20 protein-coding genes are annotated in these 23,279 nt (G+C 43.0%); 6 read left to right on the top strand and 14 right to left on the bottom strand.

Going from position 1 to position 23,279, the window contains the following annotated elements:
• Nucleotides 1–23 precede the first annotated feature (23 nt).
• The gene (locus tag F895_RS16385) at nucleotides 24–1,550 is read right to left on the bottom strand and encodes a fumarate hydratase (RefSeq protein ID WP_005238666.1); all 1,527 of its coding nucleotides are present in this window, start codon (nucleotides 1,548–1,550) and stop codon (nucleotides 24–26) included.
• A 148-nt stretch (nucleotides 1,551–1,698) separates the two neighbouring features.
• Nucleotides 1,699–2,559 (bottom strand): AraC family transcriptional regulator, encoded by an 861-nt coding sequence (locus tag F895_RS16380; protein WP_005238668.1) that lies wholly within the window; start codon nucleotides 2,557–2,559, stop codon nucleotides 1,699–1,701.
• A gap of 184 nt (nucleotides 2,560–2,743) precedes the next feature.
• Between F895_RS16380 and F895_RS16375 the strand changes: the two genes are divergently transcribed.
• The gene (locus F895_RS16375; RefSeq protein ID WP_005238670.1) at nucleotides 2,744–3,658 is read left to right on the top strand and encodes a DMT family transporter; all 915 of its coding nucleotides are present in this window, start codon (nucleotides 2,744–2,746) and stop codon (nucleotides 3,656–3,658) included.
• 49 nt (nucleotides 3,659–3,707) lie between these two features.
• On the top strand, nucleotides 3,708–4,319 hold the full coding sequence (locus tag F895_RS16370) for a class I SAM-dependent methyltransferase (RefSeq protein WP_005238672.1): 612 nt from the start codon (nucleotides 3,708–3,710) through the stop codon (nucleotides 4,317–4,319).
• A gap of 57 nt (nucleotides 4,320–4,376) precedes the next feature.
• Here the strand turns inward: F895_RS16370 and pta are convergent, their stop codons facing one another.
• The 3 genes from pta to F895_RS16355 form a co-directional block, all read right to left on the bottom strand.
• Nucleotides 4,377–6,503 carry a phosphate acetyltransferase gene (gene pta, locus F895_RS16365; protein WP_005238674.1) on the bottom strand — a complete coding sequence of 709 codons (2,127 nt, stop codon included), beginning with the start codon at nucleotides 6,501–6,503 and terminating at the stop codon, nucleotides 4,377–4,379.
• Nucleotides 6,504–6,532: 29 nt separating this feature from the next.
• Nucleotides 6,533–7,708 (bottom strand): acetate/propionate family kinase, encoded by a 1,176-nt coding sequence (locus F895_RS16360; RefSeq protein ID WP_005238676.1) that lies wholly within the window; start codon nucleotides 7,706–7,708, stop codon nucleotides 6,533–6,535.
• A gap of 295 nt (nucleotides 7,709–8,003) precedes the next feature.
• Nucleotides 8,004–9,269 (bottom strand): glutamate-5-semialdehyde dehydrogenase, encoded by a 1,266-nt coding sequence (locus tag F895_RS16355; protein WP_005238677.1) that lies wholly within the window; start codon nucleotides 9,267–9,269, stop codon nucleotides 8,004–8,006.
• Nucleotides 9,270–9,623: 354 nt separating this feature from the next.
• On the opposite strand from F895_RS16355, the gene F895_RS16350 reads away from it, so the two are divergent.
• Nucleotides 9,624–10,937, top strand: a complete 1,314-nt coding sequence (locus F895_RS16350) for an alpha/beta fold hydrolase (protein WP_005238678.1) — start codon at nucleotides 9,624–9,626, stop codon at nucleotides 10,935–10,937.
• A gap of 49 nt (nucleotides 10,938–10,986) precedes the next feature.
• Here the strand turns inward: F895_RS16350 and F895_RS16345 are convergent, their stop codons facing one another.
• Together F895_RS16345 and nagZ are read right to left on the bottom strand one after the other, a co-directional pair.
• Nucleotides 10,987–11,829 carry a class I SAM-dependent methyltransferase gene (locus tag F895_RS16345; protein WP_005238680.1) on the bottom strand — a complete coding sequence of 281 codons (843 nt, stop codon included), beginning with the start codon at nucleotides 11,827–11,829 and terminating at the stop codon, nucleotides 10,987–10,989.
• 281 nt (nucleotides 11,830–12,110) lie between these two features.
• Complete coding sequence (gene nagZ, locus F895_RS16340) at nucleotides 12,111–13,133, bottom strand: beta-N-acetylhexosaminidase (protein ID WP_005238681.1); 1,023 nt, start codon at nucleotides 13,131–13,133, stop codon at nucleotides 12,111–12,113.
• Between the two features lie 248 nt (nucleotides 13,134–13,381).
• On the opposite strand from nagZ, the gene F895_RS16335 reads away from it, so the two are divergent.
• The gene (locus F895_RS16335; RefSeq protein ID WP_005238682.1) at nucleotides 13,382–15,565 is read left to right on the top strand and encodes a carboxy terminal-processing peptidase; all 2,184 of its coding nucleotides are present in this window, start codon (nucleotides 13,382–13,384) and stop codon (nucleotides 15,563–15,565) included.
• Between the two features lie 72 nt (nucleotides 15,566–15,637).
• On the opposite strand, the gene F895_RS16330 is transcribed toward F895_RS16335, so the two are convergent.
• The 6 genes from F895_RS16330 to F895_RS20015 all read right to left on the bottom strand — a co-directional run bounded on the left by F895_RS16330 (nucleotide 15,638) and on the right by F895_RS20015 (nucleotide 19,495).
• On the bottom strand, nucleotides 15,638–16,087 hold the full coding sequence (locus F895_RS16330) for a DUF2147 domain-containing protein (RefSeq protein WP_005238683.1): 450 nt from the start codon (nucleotides 16,085–16,087) through the stop codon (nucleotides 15,638–15,640).
• A 236-nt stretch (nucleotides 16,088–16,323) separates the two neighbouring features.
• Nucleotides 16,324–16,770, bottom strand: coding sequence for a DUF2147 domain-containing protein (locus F895_RS16325; protein ID WP_005238686.1), 447 nt, complete (start codon nucleotides 16,768–16,770; stop codon nucleotides 16,324–16,326).
• 84 nt (nucleotides 16,771–16,854) lie between these two features.
• Nucleotides 16,855–17,523 (bottom strand): LrgB family protein, encoded by a 669-nt coding sequence (locus tag F895_RS16320; RefSeq protein WP_005238687.1) that lies wholly within the window; start codon nucleotides 17,521–17,523, stop codon nucleotides 16,855–16,857.
• An 11-nt stretch (nucleotides 17,524–17,534) separates the two neighbouring features.
• A complete protein-coding gene (locus F895_RS16315; RefSeq protein WP_005238696.1) occupies nucleotides 17,535–17,897 on the bottom strand; it encodes a hypothetical protein in 363 nt (120 codons plus the stop codon).
• Between the two features lie 39 nt (nucleotides 17,898–17,936).
• Complete coding sequence (gene hflX / locus F895_RS16310; protein WP_005238697.1) at nucleotides 17,937–19,280, bottom strand: ribosome rescue GTPase HflX; 1,344 nt, start codon at nucleotides 19,278–19,280, stop codon at nucleotides 17,937–17,939.
• 74 nt (nucleotides 19,281–19,354) lie between these two features.
• Nucleotides 19,355–19,495 (bottom strand): hypothetical protein, encoded by a 141-nt coding sequence (locus F895_RS20015; protein ID WP_005238698.1) that lies wholly within the window; start codon nucleotides 19,493–19,495, stop codon nucleotides 19,355–19,357.
• A 190-nt stretch (nucleotides 19,496–19,685) separates the two neighbouring features.
• On the opposite strand from F895_RS20015, the gene F895_RS16305 reads away from it, so the two are divergent.
• Nucleotides 19,686–20,519, top strand: coding sequence for a lysophospholipid acyltransferase family protein (locus F895_RS16305; RefSeq protein WP_005238700.1), 834 nt, complete (start codon nucleotides 19,686–19,688; stop codon nucleotides 20,517–20,519).
• On the opposite strand, the gene F895_RS16300 is transcribed toward F895_RS16305, so the two are convergent.
• Nucleotides 20,512–22,074, bottom strand: a complete 1,563-nt coding sequence (locus F895_RS16300) for a phospholipase D family protein (protein ID WP_010589972.1) — start codon at nucleotides 22,072–22,074, stop codon at nucleotides 20,512–20,514. The genes F895_RS16305 and F895_RS16300 overlap by 8 nt on opposite strands.
• A gap of 169 nt (nucleotides 22,075–22,243) precedes the next feature.
• Between F895_RS16300 and F895_RS16295 the strand changes: the two genes are divergently transcribed.
• Nucleotides 22,244–23,254, top strand: a complete 1,011-nt coding sequence (locus F895_RS16295) for a metallophosphoesterase (protein WP_005238703.1) — start codon at nucleotides 22,244–22,246, stop codon at nucleotides 23,252–23,254.
• The last annotated feature ends 25 nt before the right edge of the window (nucleotides 23,255–23,279 follow it).

Genomic DNA, 23,279 nt, shown 5'->3' on the forward strand with positions numbered 1-23,279 from the left:
CGGCTATTTGAATTGTATGAATATTATGACGCAGCAGCATCAACCACTGGAATCTTGCCAATCTTGGCTTGCCAGATTTTTGGTGCAGTGGCATGGATTGAAGTACCATTTACATCCACCGCAACGGAAACAGGCATATCTTCAACCACGAATTTGTAGATGGCTTCCATACCTAAATCAGCAAAGGCCACGACTTCCGCTTCACGAACTGCTTTAGACACGAGGTAAGCCGCACCACCAACAGCCATCAAGTACGTTGCCTGATTGTCTTTGATTGCTTCAATTGCCGCAGGACCACGATCCGCTTTACCAATCATACCGAACAAGCCAGTTGCTTCTAACACTTGGCGAGTGAACTTATCCATACGGGTTGCAGTGGTTGGGCCAGCAGGACCAACGACTTCATCACCCACAGGATCAACGGGGCCAACGTAGTAAATAAATTTACCTTTTAAGTCGACTGGAAGTTCTTCGCCATTGTTTAACATGTCAACCATACGCTTATGCGCAGCATCACGACCTGTATAAATGGTACCGTTCAATAATAAGGTATCGCCTGGTTTCCAAGCATTCATTTCTTCTTGAGTAATGGTATCGAGGTTGACACGCTTCGATTGTGAAGAATCCCAAGTCACGGCAGGGTAGTCTTCAAGTTTTGGTGCTTGAATATGTGCAACACCTGAACCGTCTAACTGGAAGTGTGCGTGACGAGTCGCGGCACAGTTCGGAATCATACCGACGGGTTTACCTGCTGCGTGGCATGGGTAATCCTTGATTTTAATATCAAGGACTGTAGTTAAACCACCAAGACCTTGTGCACCAATACCCAATGCATTGACTTTCTCGAAGATCTCGATACGGAGTTCTTCCATCTTGCTTTGTGGGCCACGACGAAGTAATTCGTCCATGTTGATTTCTTCCATAAGTGCTTCTTTTGCAAGCATCATGGCTTTTTCAGCAGTACCACCAATCCCGATACCGAGCATACCCGGTGGACACCAGCCTGCACCCATAGTTGGAACAGTTTTCAGTACCCAGTCCACAATTGAATCAGATGGGTTGAGCATTGCAAGTTTAGATTTATTTTCTGAACCGCCACCCTTCGCTGCAACGGTAATATCAACTTTATTACCAGGAACGAGTTTGTAATGAATCACGGCAGGCGTATTGTCTTTGGTATTCTTACGACCAAAAGCTGGATCTGCTAAAACTGAGGCACGCAGTACGTTTGAGTTTTCTAGGTAACCTTGGCGTACACCTTCGTTGACTGCATCATCCAGACTCATGCTTAAATCAAATTTAACATCTAAGCCGACTTCAAGGAAAACGTTAACGATCCCTGTATCCTGACAGATTGGTCGGTGACCTTCAGCACACATACGTGAGTTGATAAGGATCTGGGCAATAGCGTCTTTTGCAGCTTTATTTTCTTCACGATCGTAAGCACGGCTCATCGCTTGGATGAAGTCTTGTGGGTGATAGTAAGAAATAAACTGCAGGGCATCCTTGATTGATGTAATCAAGTCATCTTGTTTGATGATCGTTGTCATATCAAATTTCTCTTGAGCGGGCGATTAGCTGGCGGGCTAAATTATATGACAAAAAGCAATGAATGTGGGAGTTTTAGCTTAGATTTGGCGAAAGGTCTAAAGCGAATTTGAGCTTAAGAAATATTCGAAAAACAACACGGTCTGGATTTTAGTTTTTCCTGATGTGTGAAGGTGAATAGCCAAACTGCTTTTTAAAGCGATGGCTGAAATGACTGCTGGAGCTAAAGCCAAATTGTACGGCAATCTCAGTCAAATTGGCTGTACTTAGTTCAAGTGCTTGATGGGCTCGCTTAAGACGGCGCTGCATCACGTATTGGTGTGGTGGCATCTGCATCGATTGTTTAAACATATGCGCAAAATGATATTCGCTGAGTTGCGCTTGTTGCGCCAGATCAGACAAGGTCAAACTCAAATGGAGATGTTGATCAATCCATTCCAAGAGCTGTTTCAGTACATATGGGGACAATCCACCTTTAACCTCAGGTGCTTGCCATTGTGCATGACTATAATTCTTGATCAGATGATTGAGTAATAGCGTGGTCGCCGTACTCATCTGTAAATGATTTTCACGATGTTGCCAAGCACCATTCAGTAAGAAGTGCCGGTAGATCATGGAAATGTGCGGGTCAGCCACAAAAATTTGCGGATTTAATATGATCTGGCTGGGCTCGCGATCCCAGACTTGTTCTGCGACGCGGTGTAGATGTTGTTCGGTATAGTAAAGATGCACAAAGGTCAGTGGATCACGCAAATCCCAAGTGGATTCAAAATCTTGTGGCATCAGGCACATACGATCTGGCCCACCACCATTGTGCCAGCCTTGAGCCGTCTTTTGGTAGCTTTCATAGCCTCCTTGAATATACATGCTCAAGGTATGATGATTACTACAGACGCTGACACGGTCTTGGTTATTTTGCCACATGGCGAGCTGCATACCCGAACCCAGTTCTACCGAGTCGAGCAATTGTGCTTTATATTGCTGTAATTGATCTAGAATCTGATATTTCATCTTCTATATGCAGTGCCGAATATTCTCCAGTTTAGTGTAGAACTTTCAGCCAGCTTTGTCATCTGCTCAACAAATTCATCTAAAAAACGCAAGGTGATGACAATCACCGCAAGATCATGCAAGCAGAGAGAGGGCTCAAACTCGCAAAATAGCCGCTATAGAGATTGAGTTTGGTTTTAAGAATATGAATGCGCTGTTATATGCGTTGGTTGTGGTGATCTGGGGAACCACATGGATTGCAATTACCCTGCAACAGCAAAGTGGAATTTCGGCCAGTGTGGCGGTGTTTTGGCGCTTTTTTATTTCTGCCATGGTGTTGTTTGCTTTTATTGTATTGAGTCGGAAGTTACAAAAACTGACAGGCAAAGATCATCTGTTTTGTATGTTGCAGGCTTGCTGTATTTTTGGCTTTAACTTCGTCTGTTTTTATTATGCGGTGCAATATATCAGTAGTGGCTTGGAAGCGGTGATTTTCTCCATGGCGGTGATTTTCAATACCATCAACGCCAGATTATTCTTTGCCCAGCAGGTGTCGACGCGTTTTTATCCTGCGGCTTTACTTGGTGTACTTGGGATTATTGCCTTGTTCTGGCATGACGTGGTGGGAACGACTTTAAATAGTCATACTCTGCTCGGTATCGGGCTGTGTATTCTAGGGACTTATGGTTTCTCTTTGGGCAATATGATCAGTACTCGCCATCAAAAGTATGGGTTGGATATTTTTACCACCAATGCTTATGCCATGTTGTATGGCTCATTGCTGATGGCTGTGATTTCAGGGTTGAGACAGGATAACTTTTTCCCAAGTATGCCATTCAGTGCAATCAGTGCTTTATTGTATCTCGCCATTTTTGGTTCTGTGATCGGTTTTACTGCGTATTTCTATTTGGTCGGACGGATTGGTGCAGGCAAAGCGGCCTATAGTACCTTGTTATTTCCTTTGGTCGCTTTAGTGATTTCAACAGTATGGGAAGGCTATCACTGGCAAATGAATGCGGTGATCGGTGTGATTTTGATTTTATGTGGTAATGCGATTTTCTTTGTAAAAGGGCCGCAAACCAAGAAAATTCAAACATTAAATAAGCCAGAATCTTGTTAAAATTTTGTTGCATGGCTTTAAAAATTAATGACTTATAATAGGCAATCAAATGGTACAGGAACATCTAGCGCAGCATATTATTGCACTTTATCAGAAGCATGCTTGTGAATGGATTGAACGACGGGGCAAGGTTCTTTCTGAGAAAGTCTGGCTCGATCGTTTTCTTGGCCTGCTACCAAACTCGGCGCATATTTTGGATTTAGGCTGTGGTTCAGCGCAGCCGATCGCTGCGTATTTTATTGCACAAGGCTATCAGGTAACAGGTGTAGATGCTTCCGAACATATGATTGAAACAGCACGGCAATCTTTCCCAAAGCATGTTTGGCTGCAGCAAGATTTTCGGGAGTATCTTCCTGAACAAAAATTTCAGGGCATTGTTGCGTGGGATAGTTTCTTCCACTTAACCCAAGACGATCAACGCAACATGTTTAAGCGTTTTGCTGAATATGCACAATCAGGTACGGTTTTAATGTTTAGCAGTGGCCCTGCACAGGGGGAGGCGATTGGTGAACTCGGTGGAGAACCGCTATACCATGCCAGTCTCTCAGCAGAGGAATATCAAACCTTGCTGCAAGACAATGGGTTTAAGTTAATTAAAATGATGGCTGACGATATTGAGTGTACAGGACATACCATTTGGTTAGCTCAATACCTCGAATAAAAAAGCCCTTTCAATGAAAAGGGCTTTTTTAACTTTAATCAAAGCGCAGGTTTAATATCATTGTGCCTGAATCGCAGTCAGGGCAATGGTAAATACAATATCATCGACCAAAGCACCGCGAGACAAATCATTCACCGGTTTATTTAAACCTTGTAGCATCGGACCGACACTGACCACATTGGCAGCACGCTGCACCGCTTTATAGGTGGTGTTACCTGTATTTAAATCCGGGAAGATAAATACATTGGCACGCCCAGCCACTTGAGAATCAGGGGCTTTTTGGCGACCAACACTTTCAACTGAAGCGGCATCGTATTGTAATGGGCCATCAATCAGTAAATCAGGGCGGCGTTGCTGTGCAATTTTAGTCGCTTCAGCAACCTTCTCAACATCAGCACCAGCACCTGAGGTTCCAGTCGAATAACTGATCATGGCGATACGCGGATCTAGACCAAAGGCTTTAGCTGAATCCGCAGACTGAATCGCAATCTCGGCAAGCTGTTCAGCATTTGGATCAGGATTGATCGCACAGTCACCATAAACATAGACTTCATCAGGCAGTAGCATAAAGAAGATGGATGACACCAGTGAGTAATTCGGTGCAGTTTTAATTAACTGAAAGGCAGGGCGTACGGTATTGGCAGTGGTATGAATGGCACCTGAAACCAGACCATCGACCTGATCCAGAGCCAACATCATGGTGCCGAGCACCACGGTATCTTGCAGTTGCGCTTTGGCTTGTAGTGCATCCAGTTTACCTTTACGTAACTCGACCATGGGTTCGATATATTGATCACGAATGGTATCTGGATCAATGATCTGTAAATCATCTGGTAACTGAATACCCCGTGCTTTTGCCACCTCAGCGACTGATTCCGGTTTTGCCAATAAAATACATTGTGCAATGCCACGAGTTTGACAAATCACAGCCGCTTGTACCGTACGCGGCTCATCCCCTTCAGGCAAGACGATACGTTTTTTGACTGAAATGGATTTTTGTACCAATTCATAGCGGAATGCTGAAGGCGAGAGACGTGGATGTAGATTATTTTGGGTATGTTGATCAAGCCAGTTATTGTCAATATGGCTGGAAACAAAACGCGTCACTTGCTCCGCGCGTTCAGTATCATCAATAGGAATTTCATTTCCAAAGCGCTGTAATAGCTGTGCGGTTTCCAAGGTGTCGAAAGGGGTATGTAAGATCGGCAAACCTTGCTTAATCGCACTTTGGCAAAATTCCAGTACATTATTTGGGGGCGCTGTTTGCTCGGTTAAAACCAAACCCGCCAAGGGCGTACCATTGCTACTGGCAAGACTGGCTGCCAGAATCGCATCCGTTCTTTGTGAGGCACTAATAATCAGTTCACCGGCAACGAATTTATGCAGTTCGGATTCAATATTTGATGCAATCAAACTGGTGTGCAAAATACGACGTTGTTTGGCTTCACCTTGATGTAACCACGTGCCATTGATGATCGAAGCAATGTCCAGACTACGTGGCACGCTCAGAATATTACTAAACGGAACCAGGCCGATAATTGGCAGTTCATCGGTTCCCATATAGCGGTTATAGCGTTGTAATTCTAGCGCAAAGGTTTCAATATGCTGGTCTAAACGTAGACTTGGATCAAGTGTCACTGGAATTTCAGCTGTTCCCTCAGGTAGACCTTTTGTCCGCATGAATAATACGCCTGTGGTGCGGGCTGAAGCGGCACCGCCGAATTGACGTAAATGTGCATCGACTTTTTCTGCTGTTTTACGTGGGTCTGCTAAATCTGCAGTGCTGACCAAGACCACTTGTGCATCCAGTGCTTGTGCAAGTGCGGCATTGATTTCACTGACAAAATGATCTTGCCCATTGGGTACCAGACCTTCAACGATAATGACATCATGATCGGCAGCGATTTGACGATGTAGGGCCACGGCCTCTTCAAGCAACTCATCGGTTTCACCTAGGGCAATCAGTTGTGTGAGTCGTTCATAGCTGATCGGTTCAACAGAAGGATGTTGAAATAAATGACGATACAGTGTGGTGGTGCGGTCTACTTTGGTATCTGCAATCTGAGAACATGGTTTTAAGAAACCCGCATTAATCCCTTTACAATCCAGCGCGTAGATCATACCTAAACAAGCTGAGGTTAAACCAACGCCTTCACCTGTGGGGATGAGTAAAATTGTATTCATAATGACCTTAAATATATCTAATCGGTTGATTAAGCAATTTTTTCAACTACTTGGCGGGTTTCTTTGGCAATACGGCCTTCTTCGTCGGTTGGAATCACCCAGATTTGTGGACCTGTACCATCGTCGATACGACCTTCACTACCGCGAGCCAAAGCATTATTTTTTTCTTTGCTAAATTGCAAACCAAAGTGCACTAAATAAGCCAAAGTCTTTTCACGGACATAAGCCGAGTTTTCACCAATACCACCTGTAAAGACTAAACCATCTAAACGTGGTAGACCGCAACTTAAAGCCGATAAAGATTTGGCCAAACGATAACAGAATACTTCAATGGCAAGGGTTGCACCTTCATGACCCTTTCTAGAAGCTTCAACCAAGGTGCGCATATCATTGGATAGACCTGACAAGCCCAGTAAACCACTTTCTTTATTGAGCATGCTGTCAATTTTCTGGATATCCCAACCGAGATTGCTGGCAATGAATAAATGCAAACTCGGATCGACGTCACCGCTACGCGTGCCCATCACCACACCTTCAAGCGGGGTCATCCCCATCGAGGTATCGACACTATGACCATTCCAGACAGCACAGGTCGAACTACCATTACCTAAATGGGCACTGAGCCAGCCACCTTCATTTTTATGGCCTGCCAGTTCGCTGGCGCGTTCAGTCACATAAGCATGGCTGGTGCCGTGGAAACCATAGCGACGCACTTGATAATCGGTATATAAGTATTGTGGCAGCGCATAACGATAGGCACGTTCAGGCATGGTTTGGTGGAATGCGGTATCGAATACAGCCACTTGTGGTAACTGGGGGAACAAGCGCAAGGTGGCTTCAATCCCAATCAAATGTGCTGGGTTATGCAAAGGCGCAAGTGGTGTTGCGGCCTCAATACGCTCAACCAGTTCGGGGGTCAGGAGTTCTGCTTTGGTGATGTCACCGCCGTGAACCACACGGTGACCAATGGCTTGTGGATTGTAATTGGCTAAGCGTGCCAATAGGGTCTCAAGGGCTTTGGCATGATCTGCATAGGGAATTGACAGTTCCAGTGGTTCGCCACCAATGGTTACCCCTTTAATACGGGCATCTGCGGCGCCCAGATTTTCTGCTAAACCATAAATACGGTCTTCACGGCGTTCCGAAATGAGCGCGTATTTGATGGATGATGAACCACAGTTAATTACTAATACCGATATAGCCACGTTTGAACACCTAACAGATTTTAAATTTTATGATGAACACTTTGATCTTGCTGCAATGCATCAGGCAATGGGATCAAGCGCAATGTTTTAACATGGGATGTCATCTTGGCGAAGATAGACTTTAGCCTATACAACCCGTCTATAAATCAATCTATTCAGTATAGTTTGGAAATCATCTGTTCTTTTGATTGATCTGTTGGTTTTATCATTATTTTTGTATGCAAATATATAAAAAAACGAGAAAGATCAAGTAAATGAACTTCCTCGTGTTTCTGTGAGCAAATGCCCGATTCTGCTATTGGCGGATTTGCCCGTCACCAAAAACGATCCATTTTTGTGAGGTTAAGCCCTCTAGACCGACTGGCCCACGTGCATGGATTTTATCGGTTGAAATCCCGATTTCAGCACCTAAACCATATTCAAAACCATCGGCAAAGCGGGTTGAGGCATTGATCATGACTGAGCTGGAATCCACACGTGCCAAGAACTCACGAGCTAGACTAAAGTTTTCAGTAATAATCGCATCGGTATGGTGTGAACCATACTTATTGATATGCTCAATTGCTTCATCCATCCCAGTCACCACTTTGACTGCAAGAATTGGACCGAGATATTCGGTATACCAATCTTCTTCTGTCGCTGTTTTTACAGAGATGCCTAAAATACGTTGGGTTTCGGCACAGCCACGTAGCTCAACTTGTTTTTCTGCATAGAGTTCAGCAATACGTGGTAAGAACTCTTCCGCAATCGCTTCATCGACCAATAAGGTCTCCATGGCATTACACACGCCATAGCGATGCGTTTTGGCATTGAGTGCGATGGGTAAGGCTTTTTGCAGGTCTGCTTGTGCTTCAACAAATACATGGCAGTTACCATCTAAGTGTTTAATCACAGGAATACGTGCTTCATTGCTGATACGTTCAATCAGGCTTTTACCGCCACGTGGCACAATCACGTCCACAAATTCGGTCATGGTAATCAGATGACCGACTGCAGCACGATCTGGTGTATCAATCACTTGAACCGCATGTTCAGGCAGACCTGAAATTTGCAGACCGTGTTGAATCGCCGTTGCAATCGCTTTATTCGACTCGAGTGCTTCTGAACCACCACGTAAAATAATAGCGTTACCTGATTTTAACGCCAATGAAGCAGCTTCAAGTGTCACATTCGGCCTAGATTCATAAATCATGCCGATCACACCCAAAGGCACACGCATTTTTCCGAGTTGGATACCTGATGGGCGATAAGCCAAATCGGTAATTTCACCAATTGGATCAATCAAGGCAATTACATCTTTTAAGCCTTGTAACATGCCCTTAAAGCGAGCAGGGGTCAGTTCTAAACGGTCAAGTAGGGCACTGTCGAGTTGACGTTGACGACCACTGTCCATGTCAATTTGATTGGCTGCCAAAATTTGGGTTTGATTATTTTCCAAAGCCGTATAGATTGCAGATAGGGCATGATTTTTTAAATGCGTCGATGCACTCGTTAAAATACGAGAGGCCTGACGTGCCTGAGCGCCGACTTGTTGCATATAATTTTGTATAGAGTCTTGCATAGCAGTTTGGTATTTGCATGTATTTATAAAGATAGTAACAGTCAACGGCTGAACAATGAATAGGCTGAACTGACAATTCAAAAAATTATCAAGCGTTAATTGGCACAAATTTTTTTATTTTAGTGCGATGAAGATATTGAATCTAAAGTCGAGATTACATATTTTGCAAAAGATTATGGAGCGAAACAAGATAAGTGGTTAAGGAAATGATTGCGTATAAAACGTGCATATGTATAGAATGAAAAAGTATAGGATAAATGTAATACAAATTTTATAAATTTGTTAACTTGCAAGTAGAAGTCATAGAAAATGAGATGCTTGCAACACAAAAATAAACAAGGATGGAGGAAGGGCATGAATTCCATTATCCAAATGGACTCGGATATCAATCATACCTACACAGGCTTTGGTTTTTTCGACATTTACAATAAAAACAGTTTTAAACAACCAGCGCGTACCACGTGGATTGATGGTTGGAAAATTGAATATATGGCAATTGCAGATCCGAAAACGATCTACAACACGCCGATTGTAATTGTCGGGGGCGCATTTCAAAATTTTAACTCTTATAAGTATTGTGTTGAGCAACTTTTCGAGAGTGGGCCCGTTATTTTAATTGATTTACCTTCGATGGGTGCGAATCAGCAAATTCGTAATGTTGATACAGGTGAATCTGCAGGTATTTTAGAACTGCCAGATTTATCTAAAATGCTAGGTCAATGGCTGGATATTGTTGGGATTGATAAAGTTTCAATGATGGGCATGTCATTGGGTTCCGTGGTGGCTTCGTCTTTTGCAGACCAACGGCCTGAGTTGATTGACCGTATGGTTTTGATGGGAGTGATGCAGAAAACCCGTAAAAGCTGGCGGATGTTGCTCGAAGAATCACTGCACTTAATGCGCGAAGACCGGATGGAAGAATTTGGTCAGGCCGTGATTCTTTATCTGGTCAATCATGCCAAACTTGATAAAACACGGATGTCACCTACTGCAAAACGTTTGTTCTTTAAACAGATGGCTGAGTTCAGTGCAACTGAACGCGAACGTTATGAAATCAACTGCAATCGCTTGTTGCGCTTAAGTGATGTACCTGTACCACAGTGTAAAACCTTGGTGGCAGCAGGGCAGTATGACAGTTTTACTTTACCGCATGAGAATGCAGATTTTGCATTGCAGTGTCAGGATATGCAGTTTGCATTGATTGCCAATGCTGATCATGTGCCACAATTGCAGCGCCGTAAAGAAACCATGAATTTGTTTACCACCTTTTTAAAAGGTGAATCCATAGACAATCTGGATGGCATTATCTCAATGACACGGGAACAAATGCAGCAGATCGAGCGGCGTGGTGAAGAACGTATTACGGTCTTACAGCCCGAAAGCAAATTATCGCATCGCCATCTTGCGACAGAAGCTGATGTGAAGATCGTTGATATCACTTTCTTTGGCGTGTATTTAAAGCTTCACAATATTGAGCAACTTGATTTTATCAATCAACATCCACGTGATTTAGCCTTACATTTAGCTGATGAAGAGGGTGAGTTTAAAATTGAATGTTTAATCTTTGATGCAACTGAGCAAGGACTGCGCATCTTATTTAAACACGGCAGTTTTGATATCGCAGAGCGTTTGACTCGTTTTATTCAACGCCAACAGCCAACTGAATAACGAGTATTTCAAGATTAAAAAGTGGCAATTTGCCACTTTTTTTGTGCGCTTATTTATTGGTGGCTTGAATCATCCAGACTAGGTCGCCTAAGTGTTGCTGCGTACTTTCTAAAGTGACTTGTTGAAAAAATTGCTTGGGTTGTAGCACCTCAACGTGATTAAAGCCAGCTTCATGAAAAAACTGTTCAACTTCGGCAGGGGTTTGAAAATGAAAGCTAAACGCACTGCGCGACATCCATTTTAATAAACGGCTACTGTTCCAGATAATGGTGGCGAGTTTGTTTTGGGTCGGTTCTGGATAGATGTCTGTTAAATAATGCAGCGTTTTAAAGCCTTGGCCGTAATTGGCAATGGCTTGAATCAGTTGCTGTAACATTGGTTTTTCAAAGTAATTGATCAGTCCCTCGCTGATAATCACCAAAGGCCGTTGAGGATCGAACACCTCAAATGCGGCAGCAAAAGCATCGGTAAATAAGTCGACAGACAGTACAGCATCGGTATTGCTTTCAATTTGTTGCAGTGCCGCTTGTTTGGTGGCAGCCATGTCTGGCAAATCCAGTTCACGGTAAGTGATCGTTGCATAATGTTGTCTAAACCACCAACCACGTGGGGATAAGCCACATGCAATTTCTAGCACTTGCAGGTCTGGATGTTGCTCAATCAGTGCTTTTAACTGGTTGTCGAGCATGCTGTGACGTTGTTTCAGTGTAGTGCGCATGCTGCCACCGACATATTTTTCTGCCCAGCTCTCAATTGGATGAACGAGAGCCGCTAAAGTTTTTCCTTTGGCGGTTGCCAGTGCTGGATGTGAAATCCCCATTTGATACCAGATATAGCCGGTGTAGTGTGCGGTAAATGAAATGTGGCGGTGTTTTGAAAGTTGTTGTGTCATCTGTCCTAGACTCTTTTTCCCTAATTCTTATTTTTAACGATATCTATAACGGTGTCTTGCTAAGTCCTCATCTGATATCAGGATAAGCTTTCAGCTGGAGTTACTTTGGTTTCGCCCAAAGTAACCAAAGGCATTGTCATCCGCAAAACCTGTTCATTCCTTGCATGTGATTAATTACAGCATATAGACAGACTATATCTATCTTTTGGAAATCACGCAGGTTGCGGATGACATTACCGGGTATCGTATATCGGCAAAAATATTTTTTAATATGAAGTAAGTTAGAACGAATTCTTAAACTCTTCAATGACTTTTCTGACGTTGTGCCAGTTTTCATCATCTAAAGTCAACGTCGTGCCGACTTGGATATTTGGAATTTTACCGCGCATACGTTCTAAGCGTTGTTGATTTGGCAAAGCCAAGGTTTGGATGCCATCCAAAGCGGTACATGCTGCGGCACGGTCATTACAGACCAGCCCCATATCACAACCTGCTTTTAAAGCGGCTTGGATACGTGCATCGGCACCACCTGCGACACAGGCAGCCTGCATGCTCAAGTCATCTGAGAATAATACGCCGTCAAATTTAAGCTGTTGACGTAAGATTTGCTGTAACCAGAACGGTGAGAAACCTGCTGGGTTTGGATCAACTTGATCATAGATCACATGGGCTGGCATCAAGGCATCCAGTTGCGGCATCAGCTTGATAAAGCTTTGCATGTCTTTGTCGTAAATTTCTTGGTATGAGCGGTTATCAATTGCAGCGGCCACATGTGAGTCAGCCTTGACTGAACCATGTCCTGGGAAATGTTTACCTGTGGTGGCCATGCCTGCTTTTTTCATACCACGCATAAAGGCATCTGCCAGAGGCACGATGTCTTGCATGTTTTTGGCGAAACCGCGATCACCAATTACATCGCTGACATCATTCAGGTCAAGAACTGGAGCAAAACTAAAATCAATCCCTACGGCCAGTACCTCAGTCGCCATTAACCAGCCGCATTGCTCAGCCAGTTCAATCGCTTGTTGTGGCTTGCTGAGGTAGCGCTCACCCAATCGGCCCATGGCTGGAAGTAAGGTAAAGCCTTGTCTTAAGCGTTGGACGCGGCCCCCTTCCTGATCAACGGCGATCAGAATCTCTGGGCGGATTTGGCGCATATGGTCGGTTAAGGCTCGAACTTGTTGAGGGGATTCAATATTTCGTGCAAATAAAATCATGCCGCCGACTTGCGGAGCTTGTAAGAGTTCAATATCTTCTTGGGTAAGTTCTGTGCCAGCAATATCCAGCATCAATGCGCCGATCATAAGGATTCCGTTTGAATTTTGATAAAAAATTGATGAAAAAAACGATAGCTAAATTGTGCAATGATTTGCTACATTTTGTCAGTACAGAATATGATAAAACTAGATGATATTGATGATAAGTGCTTGTTGGTCATTTATTTATAATGACTTATGAGTTTTACATGTTGTGATGGAGGTGAATGAAAGGTGTTCATATTGATCAGATCAGCGTGTAATAATTGCCATATCCAAGGAAGTACCAAAATTTTATGAAACTTCAAATGATAGCGTGTGCAGTTGCAATTGCGACTGGTGGTTTATTTTTCTCTCATACCATAAATGAGGCATTTGCAGCGACTGAGACACCTCTTGTTTCAACAGTCATCAAGCCATCTCAGGAACAGGCCTTGGTTGCGCGTCAGTTAGCTACATTGGTTGATCGTCAGCATTATTTAAATATGCGTCTGGATGCAACCACTTCAAACCGTATTTTGAATATGTATTTGGATAGTCTTGATCCAGATCATTCATTATTTTTAAGTGGTGAAGTGGAAGACTATCAAAAGAAATATGGCGCTACGTTTGGCAGTTCATTAAAAGCGGGTAACCTGACGGGACCGTTTGCGATTCATGCACAATATCGTGATCGTTTGAAACAATTCTATGAGTTTATGTTGGCTGAATTGAAGAAGCCGCAAAACCTGAATCAAAAAGATGTCTACCTTGATACGGATCGTGAAAAGGCAGCATATTTCAAAACCACGGCTGAACAACAGGCTCACTGGCAAAAAATGCTGGTTTCACAGCTCATTAATTTAACCATTAGCAAAGAAGAAGAGCAGGCTAAACAAAAAGCATTAAAAGCAGATCCATCGCTTGCCAATGGTCAGGATTTAACTGGACCCGAAGATTTAACACCAGTTCAAACCTTGACGAAACGTTATACCCGTCAGTTAGAACGTATTGGACGTGTGAAAAGCGATGATGTGTTGGAAAAGACCTTGAATGCCATGTTGGCCACCTATGATCCACACAGTAATTACTATCCGCCGATTGATGCGATGGAGTTAAACCGCCAAACGACTTTGCAGTTAGAAGGGATAGGGGTTTCGATTCGTCCTGAGCGTGGCAATGAAGACTACACCAAGATTGAAACCATCGTTGAAGGTGGCCCGGCAAGTAAATCGGGGCAGGTGAAATCAGGTGATCGCATCATTGGGGTGGCTCAAGACGGCGAGAAAATGGTTGATGTGATTGGCTGGCCAAGTTCGGAAATCGTGGGACTGATTCGAGGTAAACGGGGGACCAAAGTTGTGGTACGGTTATTGGGTGCTGGTGCATCGATGAGCCAAGCACGTAATGTGACCTTAACCCGTGACATTATCCAAGAAGAAGATGCTGGTGTTCGTTCCCGTACCGTTGAAATTACCCGTGACGGTAAAAAACATCTGTTTGGTGTACTGGAAATCCCATCCTTCTATTTTGACTATCGTTCACGTCGTGCTGGGACCGAATATCGCTCCGTATCGGAAGATACAGCCAAAGCATTAGAGTCGCTGAAAGCACAAAAAGTAGAAGGGATCTTGGTCGACTTGCGTAATGACCCAGGTGGCTCACTGGAAGAGGTGGCACGTATGCTTGGTCAGGTGATCAAGTCTGGTCCTGTGGTGCAGATCCGTGATGGTAATGGTAATGTCAATGTCTTTGAAGATACCGATGGCGGTGAACAGCTTTATGCTGGTCCAATGGCGGTACTGGTCAACTTGGCTTCTGCTTCTGCAAGTGAGATTTACTCTGCCGCGATTCAGGACTATGAGCGCGGTATTATCATTGGTAGTACCACTACAGGTAAGGGCACCGCACAGGTTCAGCTAGATTCACTGGCTTATGGTCAGGCGACGTTAACACAGCGTAAGTTCTACCGTATTACTGGCGGCAGTACACAAAACAAAGGTGTGATTCCAGACATCAAATTGGTCGATATTTACAATGAGGAGTTTGGTGAGCGCAAAGCGAAAAATGCCCTGAAGTGGGATACCATTCCAACAGCACCATTTAAGCGCGAAGGCTCTGTACAACCTTATATTGCTAAATTGACAGAGTTTTCTCAACAACGTGTTGCAGCAGATTCTCAGTTTAAATATCTAGAAGCACGAACCGCAATTGCCAAGAAAACTTCGGATCAAAAGAAAGTATCGCTGGATATTGGTCAGCGTCGTGCTGAGTTAATTGATCTTGAAAAGCAAACCTTGAACGCGGAGAACCAACGCCGTAGTGCAACAGGCTTAGCACCTTATGCAAACTGGGAAAGTTATCAAGCTTCTATCGACGCTCTGGTTGAGTCGCGTGCCAAAATGAAAGCACACTTGCGTCCACCATTGCCAGAAGAAGAAACCTTCATTACTGAAGCTGCAAACGTCCTTTTAGATTATTCTAAGTTGCAGTCTCGTTAAGCCTTATCACGTCCAAGCCATAAAAAAGCCCTGCATCTGACAGGGCTTTTTTATGGCTTGGACTCGGTAAATTTAATTGACTCGGATCCAGATTTGGCTTCGTCCTAATGCAGAGACACCAACATAACCGCGTAAATGTAAGCGCTGCCCATTAGAACTTAGTTTGGCAGTCAGGCTATAAACACGAGCTCCATTGGGATCAAGGATCTTGCCACCTGTATAGGTCAGGTCATTTTTATGCTTGAGTTGAGTGATAACATTTAGGCCTAAAATTGGCTTGTTGGTATAAGGCGCAGGGCAGCCTGTGCAAAATTCTTTGGGGGTATAACCTGTACGCGGGGTAATTTTAATGATTTTACCTGTATAAGAACCATCGGCTTCTTTTATGATTTCAACCTGTCCTTTGGGGGCACCTGTCACATCATCAACACTTTGCCAAATCCCGGTAATATCTTGAGCAAAAGCAAAATGACTGAAGGTCAATAGAAAGAAAAAAGAAATCAGTTTTTGGAACAAGTTCATGTTTAAGCCTCCTTGCTGCCATGGTTGTACCCTATTATTTCTGATTTCTAATTAGAGATTCAATTGTTATTTTACATTTGTAAATTATTAATCGTTGACGTTTCAATCAAATTTTTGAACGGAAAATAAAAAAAGCTTCTTCATTATAATACAAGATGAAGAAGCTTTTTTTGACGACAACCGAGATCTGTATGATCAGTGCAATGTGCGCATCGTGGCGCTAAATTTTATTTAACTTACTCGGCGCGAATCCAGATCTGATTACGGCCTAAAGCAGAAACCCCCAGATAACCGCGCAAATGCAAGCGTTTACCATTGGCACTGAGTTTGGCTTTCATACTATAAACTTTACCTGAGTTTGGGTCGAGAATACGGCCGTTGGTATAATTCAGACCTTCACTATGTTTTAAGCCTGTCACCACATCCAAACCAACAATCGGTTTGTTGGTATAAGGTGCTGGACAATCTACGCAGGTTTCTTTTGGTGTATAGCCCGTACGTGGCGTAATTTTAACTACTTTGCCTGCATAAGTTCCATTGGCTTCTTGGCGGATTTCAACCAATGCTTTAGGCGCCCCCGTTTTGTCATCAATACTTTGCCAGAGCCCCGTAATATCCTCTGCAAAAGTAAAACTGCTCACCGCAGATAAAAATAACGCACCTAATAATTGTTTGCTCATCATTAAAAATCCTTTTAACGTTTAAGCTTACATTATGGAGGATATCTGACAACTAGTTCAATCTTTATGTGATATTTGTGGCAAATTTTAAGATAAAGAGAGAATGAATGTAGGGAGCCAAATGGCTGTAAATACACCATTTACTGCCATGCCAAAGGCCGCATAACGTCCTGTAACAGGGCCACGTTGCCATGCTTGCGCCGTACCGATCGCATGTGCAGCTAAACCTAAGGCTAGACCAGAAGCACGCTCATCGTGAATATGTTTTAAGATCCATGGCGAGAATGCAGCGCCAATCACTCCCGATAGAATCACAATCAGGGTGACCATCATTAAAGGAGCATGCAGGAGCGTTGCGATGTTCAATGCAATCGGGGTGGTCACGGCACGGGTGGCAAAAGCCATAATGGTTGGTTCAGACATATGCAGCAAATAGGCCAAGCTCATCGGTAAGGCAACCGCACTGATGCTGGCAAAACCAAGGATGCCAATCATTGATTTGAGCGGCAAATCATCATAACGCATGGCAGCCAATGGAATGGCCAAAGCAACCGTGACATAGCCAAGCAGGTGACTAAAAACGTTGTTCACATTATCCATATACTGTTGATATGGAATACCAAAAATGGCTAAGAATGCGATGACAATAAACATGCCAAACACAATTAGCGGAATCTGTGGAAATTTCTGATTCAGTGGTTTAGCAATCAGATAACTAATGAGGGTAATAATGAAGCCATAGATAACCATTAACATAGATCAGCTCCTTATAACCAGCGTTTCGCCATTTTGGCATAGACCCATAATGGCAATAATGTACTAAAGGTTAGGATAAATAAGAATGCAGGAATTTCTTTGCCCATATGTACCAGCATAATTAATGAGCCTGCACAAATCGGCAAAAAGGCGAAGCCGCTTTCTTTCAAGATTTTATTATTGGTGTCTGTCAGGCGATTGGAAATTTTTCTAAACCGCCTCCAGATCAGTAATGTGATTAATAAACTGATCAGACCAACCAGATTGCCCAGTTCTGGGTGACCAAAAACTTTTGTGATCGCAACAGCCCCTTCACGATAGACAATGATTAAGAGAAGTGTGCCAAACCAAGCTGTCCAATCTATATTTTTCATTTTTTTACTCTTGTCTATCCAGATGATGGCTGACCACAATTAAGGTGTTGGGTGATCAATCTCAAATTCTTCCAAAGGTCGTTGGAATAGGGAAGCTTTTTTCCCAAGAATTTCGTCTAATGGTAAATGTGCTTGTTTAATGAGTTGTTCCAATTTGTGTGGCGCGATACAGACGGATAAATGTAGATCACCTTGATCATCATAATGCTCCGATTGAATCACATTCAAGCTGTAGAGTTGGGTACGTAATTTACCGTAAGCCGCTTTGAGTACCAGATCAAATTGTTGTAGCTGTCCCATTAAGCATTGTTGCACTGCTTCGCTGAGTTGTTCAAGCCCTTGTCCTGAATGTGCTGAGACATAGACGCGATCAGGCAGACCCGGCGCTTTATAAATGATTTTGGCTGCATCGCCACTTAAGTCAATTTTATTGTAGACCTGCAAAACTGGGGCATCAGCACCGATTTCCTTGAGTACCGACTCTACGGCTTCGATCTGTTCAGGCATATTCGGGCTGCTGCTATCAATTACATGTAAGAGCAGTGTTGCCTCTAGCGTTTCTTCTAATGTGGCTTTGAAAGATTCAACCAGATCATGTTGTAAATTTCGGACAAATCCAACGGTATCAGCCAGTACAACCGTACCGACACCATCCCAGTCTAAACGACGTAAGGTTGGATCGAGGGTTGCAAACAGTTGATCAGCTGCATAAACATCGCTTTTAGCAAGGATATTGAATAATGTCGATTTTCCAGCATTGGTATAGCCCACTAGTGAAATGGTCGGAATGGCGGCTTTTTGACGAGCAGCACGACCTTGTAAGCGGGTTTGCTGAACTTTGGTCAGTTTATCTTTGAGTTGGGTAATACGGACACGGATTAAGCGTCGATCCGTCTCTAGTTGCGACTCACCTGGCCCACGCAGACCGATACCGCCTTTTTGTTGTTCTAAATTGCCGGTAAAACCACGAATCAAACGGGTAGAGAGGTGTTTTAGCTGAGCCAACTCCACCTGTAATTTACCTTCATGGGTACGTGCACGTAAGGCGAAAATATCAAGAATCAAACCAGTGCGGTCAATCACGCGGCACTTAAGAATACGTTCCAAATTGCGTTCTTGCGCAGGCGAGAGTGAATGGTCAAAAATCACCAACTCTGCTTCGTGGCTTTTCACTAACTCTGCAATCTCATCAACTTTGCCAGAACCAATAAAAAACTTTGGATCGGGTTTATTGCGCTGCACAATGAGATGTTCAAGGATTTCAGCGCCAGCAGATTGGGCGAGCAATCGGAACTCTTCAGCATCCAGATCATCGAGCAGGTGAACCGATACACTGACTAAAATTGCCCGTTCACCACTTTGACGCTGCTCAAAATTTTCCACGCTGTTCTGAAATCCTTATTTTTAAAGTCTTATTCTAGAATAAACCTCAAGCAAAGGGCAAAGACTTCGTGGATTTATATGATATTACGACGTAATAGCTCAATGAATCCAACCAATGTACCCATGTATAAAATTGACCATCCCAGAAACATTCTTAAAGCATAGCCATAAGGAATGGTGGTTTGTGGTTCGGATGTTGTGCTTTGCTGATTCATCACATCACCTTTTGATCAGTAAATTCGATCTATTTATAATATTTGATCTGATAAATCTTTTAAAATTGGAAAAATTTATGCTCACATTCGTTTTTTGTTATGGTGAAAACTTCTATAAATTGATATCGGCATGATATAACAAGTTTAATTCAATGCACACGTGCATCTATGCGTACGGTTTTAAGAATTTATGACTCAACAAGCAACAGCAGTAAATCATCCTCCTTTAAGTTTGTTTTCAAAATTTAGTTTATACAGCAAAAAATTAGCTGCAGGTCTCGAAACCATTGGTGAGGGTTTTTATCTTATTTACCGACATGGCTTATATAAAGACCCGAATAATCCTGTAAATACCCGTTATGTACAGTATTTCTGCCGTCGATTATGTGAAGTATTCAATATTGAAGTGCAAGTGCACGGCAGCATTCCGCGTGAACCAGCACTATGGGTCAGTAATCACGTCTCTTGGCTGGATGTTGCGGTGTTGGGTTCTGGGGCACGTATCTTTTTCTTGGCCAAAGCCGAAGTGGAAAAATGGCCGATCGTTGGTAATTTAGCAAAAGGTGGCGGGACTTTATTTATTAAGCGGGGTTCTGGAGATTCGGTTCGGATCCGTGAACAAATTGCTGAGTTCTTAAAGCAAGATATTCCGGTTCTGTTTTTTCCTGAAGCCACGACGACCGATGGCAGTAAAGTTAAAAAAGTCCACGGACGTTTACTAGGTGCTGCTATTGAAGCACAACGACCAGTGCAGATTTGTGTGATCTGTTATGTGAACCAACAGGGGCAACTGGATTTGGTTGCGCCCTTTATTGGTGAAATGAGTTTTGCAGAACATGTACAACGTGTTTTGGAAATGCCCAAAGTTACTGCACATTTGCTCACTTTACCCGCGATTCCTGTGGCAGGTCATACTGTAGAAACGTTGACCAAAGAAGTAGATCATCAAATGAGAGCGGGTTTGGAGCGTTTGCAGAGAAAGGTACTTACTGTATTACCAGAAGAAGCCTTAGAAACTACATGAAGCCTTCGATCGGCAGCCATGAAATCAGTTTCATACCTGCTCTTTGCCACCATTTCATTTTCGGTTCTTTGGTATAAATCAGAGGGCCGTGAGGTGTTTCACGCTGCCAAGTAATTTTATTGTTGGCATCTAAAACTAAACGATAGGCATAGGTCTTCAGGTTTTGATCCATGGTGGCATGCACTGCTTGTGCCAATGGTGGGCTATTCAGTAACACGCCAATCTCAGTATTCAGGTAGGCTGAGCGCGGATCAAAGTTAAATGAGCCGATAAATACCTGTTTTTCATCAAGTGCCATTAATTTGGCATGTAAACTGGAACGGCTTAAACCTTTAATATTGACCTTGGCTTTTTTTGCTAGCTCTTCGGTATGTTTGTCTAAATCACTTTTATCGAGTGCGGGCAAAAATTCATAGAGTTGTACACCATTTTCAAGTAATTCCTGTCGATATTTACCATAGAAAGCATGCACGACAGCAACGTCATTGGCTTTAAATGAATTTGTCAGGATTCTGACTTTAACTCCATCTTGTGCCAAATCACTTAAAATTTTTGCCCCCTTTTTTTCTGGAACAAAATAGGCAGAAATTAAATCAATATTTTTTTCGGGCTGTTCAAGATGATTGATCAGCTGAAAGTTGAGATGTTCTTCTTTTTTAGCTTTTGATTTAATTTTGTCGGGGGAGTCTTTCACGACTTCAGCTTTGACCCAATCGAGTGAAATATCACGATTCATTAAGGCATTAATGGCGACCGACTGGCTGGTTAAATCCAAATAGTTTTGAACAGTAATACGTTTGTAGTGTTCATCGAGTTGTTGTTTAAGGCTTTCATAGCTTAAACGATGAGAGCGCTGTTTGACGACTTCCCGAACATCATAGGCATATTCATGATTCCAATAATCATCAAATGATTTGGAGATATCTTCTACAGCTGTACCAAACAACATCACATCCACATCGGAAAATTGGTAATTATCACTGACGTTGTAATATTGATTAGTCATATTGCGTCCACCGATCAAGGCAACCTGATGATCAGCAATAAAACTCTTATTGTGCATGCGACGATTGATACGTTTTAAGTCTAGCACCATATCTAGCGCACGATATTTACGAAAACGATAGGGATTAAAGAGCTTAACTTCTATATTGGGATGTTGTGCGAGTGCAAGAAAAATGCCTTCGGTATGCTTGGCATTATTATCATCAATCAAGAGGCGAACCCGAACACCTCGATCTGCAGCGCGAATCAAGGCATGTAAAGCCAAGGCGCCAACTTTGTCGTTATCCCAAATATAATATTGTAAATCAAGAGTCTTTTCAGCCTTGTCAATCAGGCGAAGTCGTGCTGAAAGAGCTTCTAATGGTTCATATAAAACATGATAGCCAGTTAGATCGGGATGCTGTTCTTGCAAAGGCTGAATGACCTGTGCGAGTGAAGTATGAGAGGTATCAATCTGGGCAGATGTTTGGATGATCGGTTCAATTTTATGCTTGGGTAAGGTGCTACAACCTGTAACGGTCAGTGCAATTGAGCAATAAATCGCAATCATACTTTTATTGTAAGCACTTGTACTTATCTTTGTATGTTTGTTATTTAAATGAGAAAATTGCGTCATAATCGTCACTGATTAAAAGTTGGGCTTGAGTATACCACTTCATCGAAAAAGATAAATATAAGATGAGATGGATGGCCCTAAAGTGAAGTTAATGAGGGCTTTAATGTCGAATTCGGATACTATTATTCTTGGTTTTTATCTTATTTTCGCTGTTTTGGCGCTCTGGGCTTTGATTCAGGCCTGGGTACACCAATCCCGTACAGAAACCATTCATCCATTTAAAGCTTTTATACATTTATTGGCGTTTTATCTGTCTTATTTATTGATTCCACTGTGGTTTTTTAGTGTTTATGCGGGATGGGTCGAATATTACAGCCTGCATCAGGCTGGCTTCATCTTTTTACTCAGCAGTATCTTGATCTATGCGCGTTTTATCGAGCCGCATCAAATTCATGTAAAACATCATCAATATCGACTGAATTCAGAGCGTGAGTTTCGCCATCCAATCAAAGTTGCTTTGGTTGCAGATATGCATGTCGGATTATTTTCTGGACACGAACGTCAACTGAAAAGTATGGTCAAGAAATTGAACCAAGCGCAACCGGATTTGGTGGTGGTTGCAGGGGATTGGACCTATGAACCTGAAAATCGACTGGTGCAGGAATTGGCTGTTTTAAAACAAATTCAGGCTCCCGTTTACTCAGTCCCAGGTAATCACGATGAACAATATCCAGGTCCACCGATTCAAGAGCTGCTAAAAAAGGCTTTAGAGCTAAACAATGTTATTGATATTGAAGGCAAGATTGTCGAATTTGATGAATTTCGCCTGATTGGAATTGGTGATTTGTGGGCAGGCAAGGCAAATATGCGATTTATGCCCGATTTACCTCAAGATAAACCTTGGCTGATTTTGTCGCACAATCCAGATACGGTAGATATGGTTCCAGAGCTGCCAACGCGACCACTCATGTTATCTGGTCATACACATGGCGGGCAAATTGAGTTGCCATGGATTACCAGTTACATCATGAAACGTGTCTCTATTTTAGGTCATAAAAAGGGCTTTTATACACATGAACATGCAGAAGTTTTTGTGACCGTTGGTACGGGGATGGTCGGTGTACCATTTCGGTTTCGGGTTCCACCAACGATTGATATTATTGAACTGATCTAAAAAAAGCCGACTGCATTGCGTCGGC

Origin of the sequence: Acinetobacter sp. CIP 64.2, from assembly GCF_000369645.1 — a bacterium.
Classification (GTDB): domain Bacteria; phylum Pseudomonadota; class Gammaproteobacteria; order Pseudomonadales; family Moraxellaceae; genus Acinetobacter.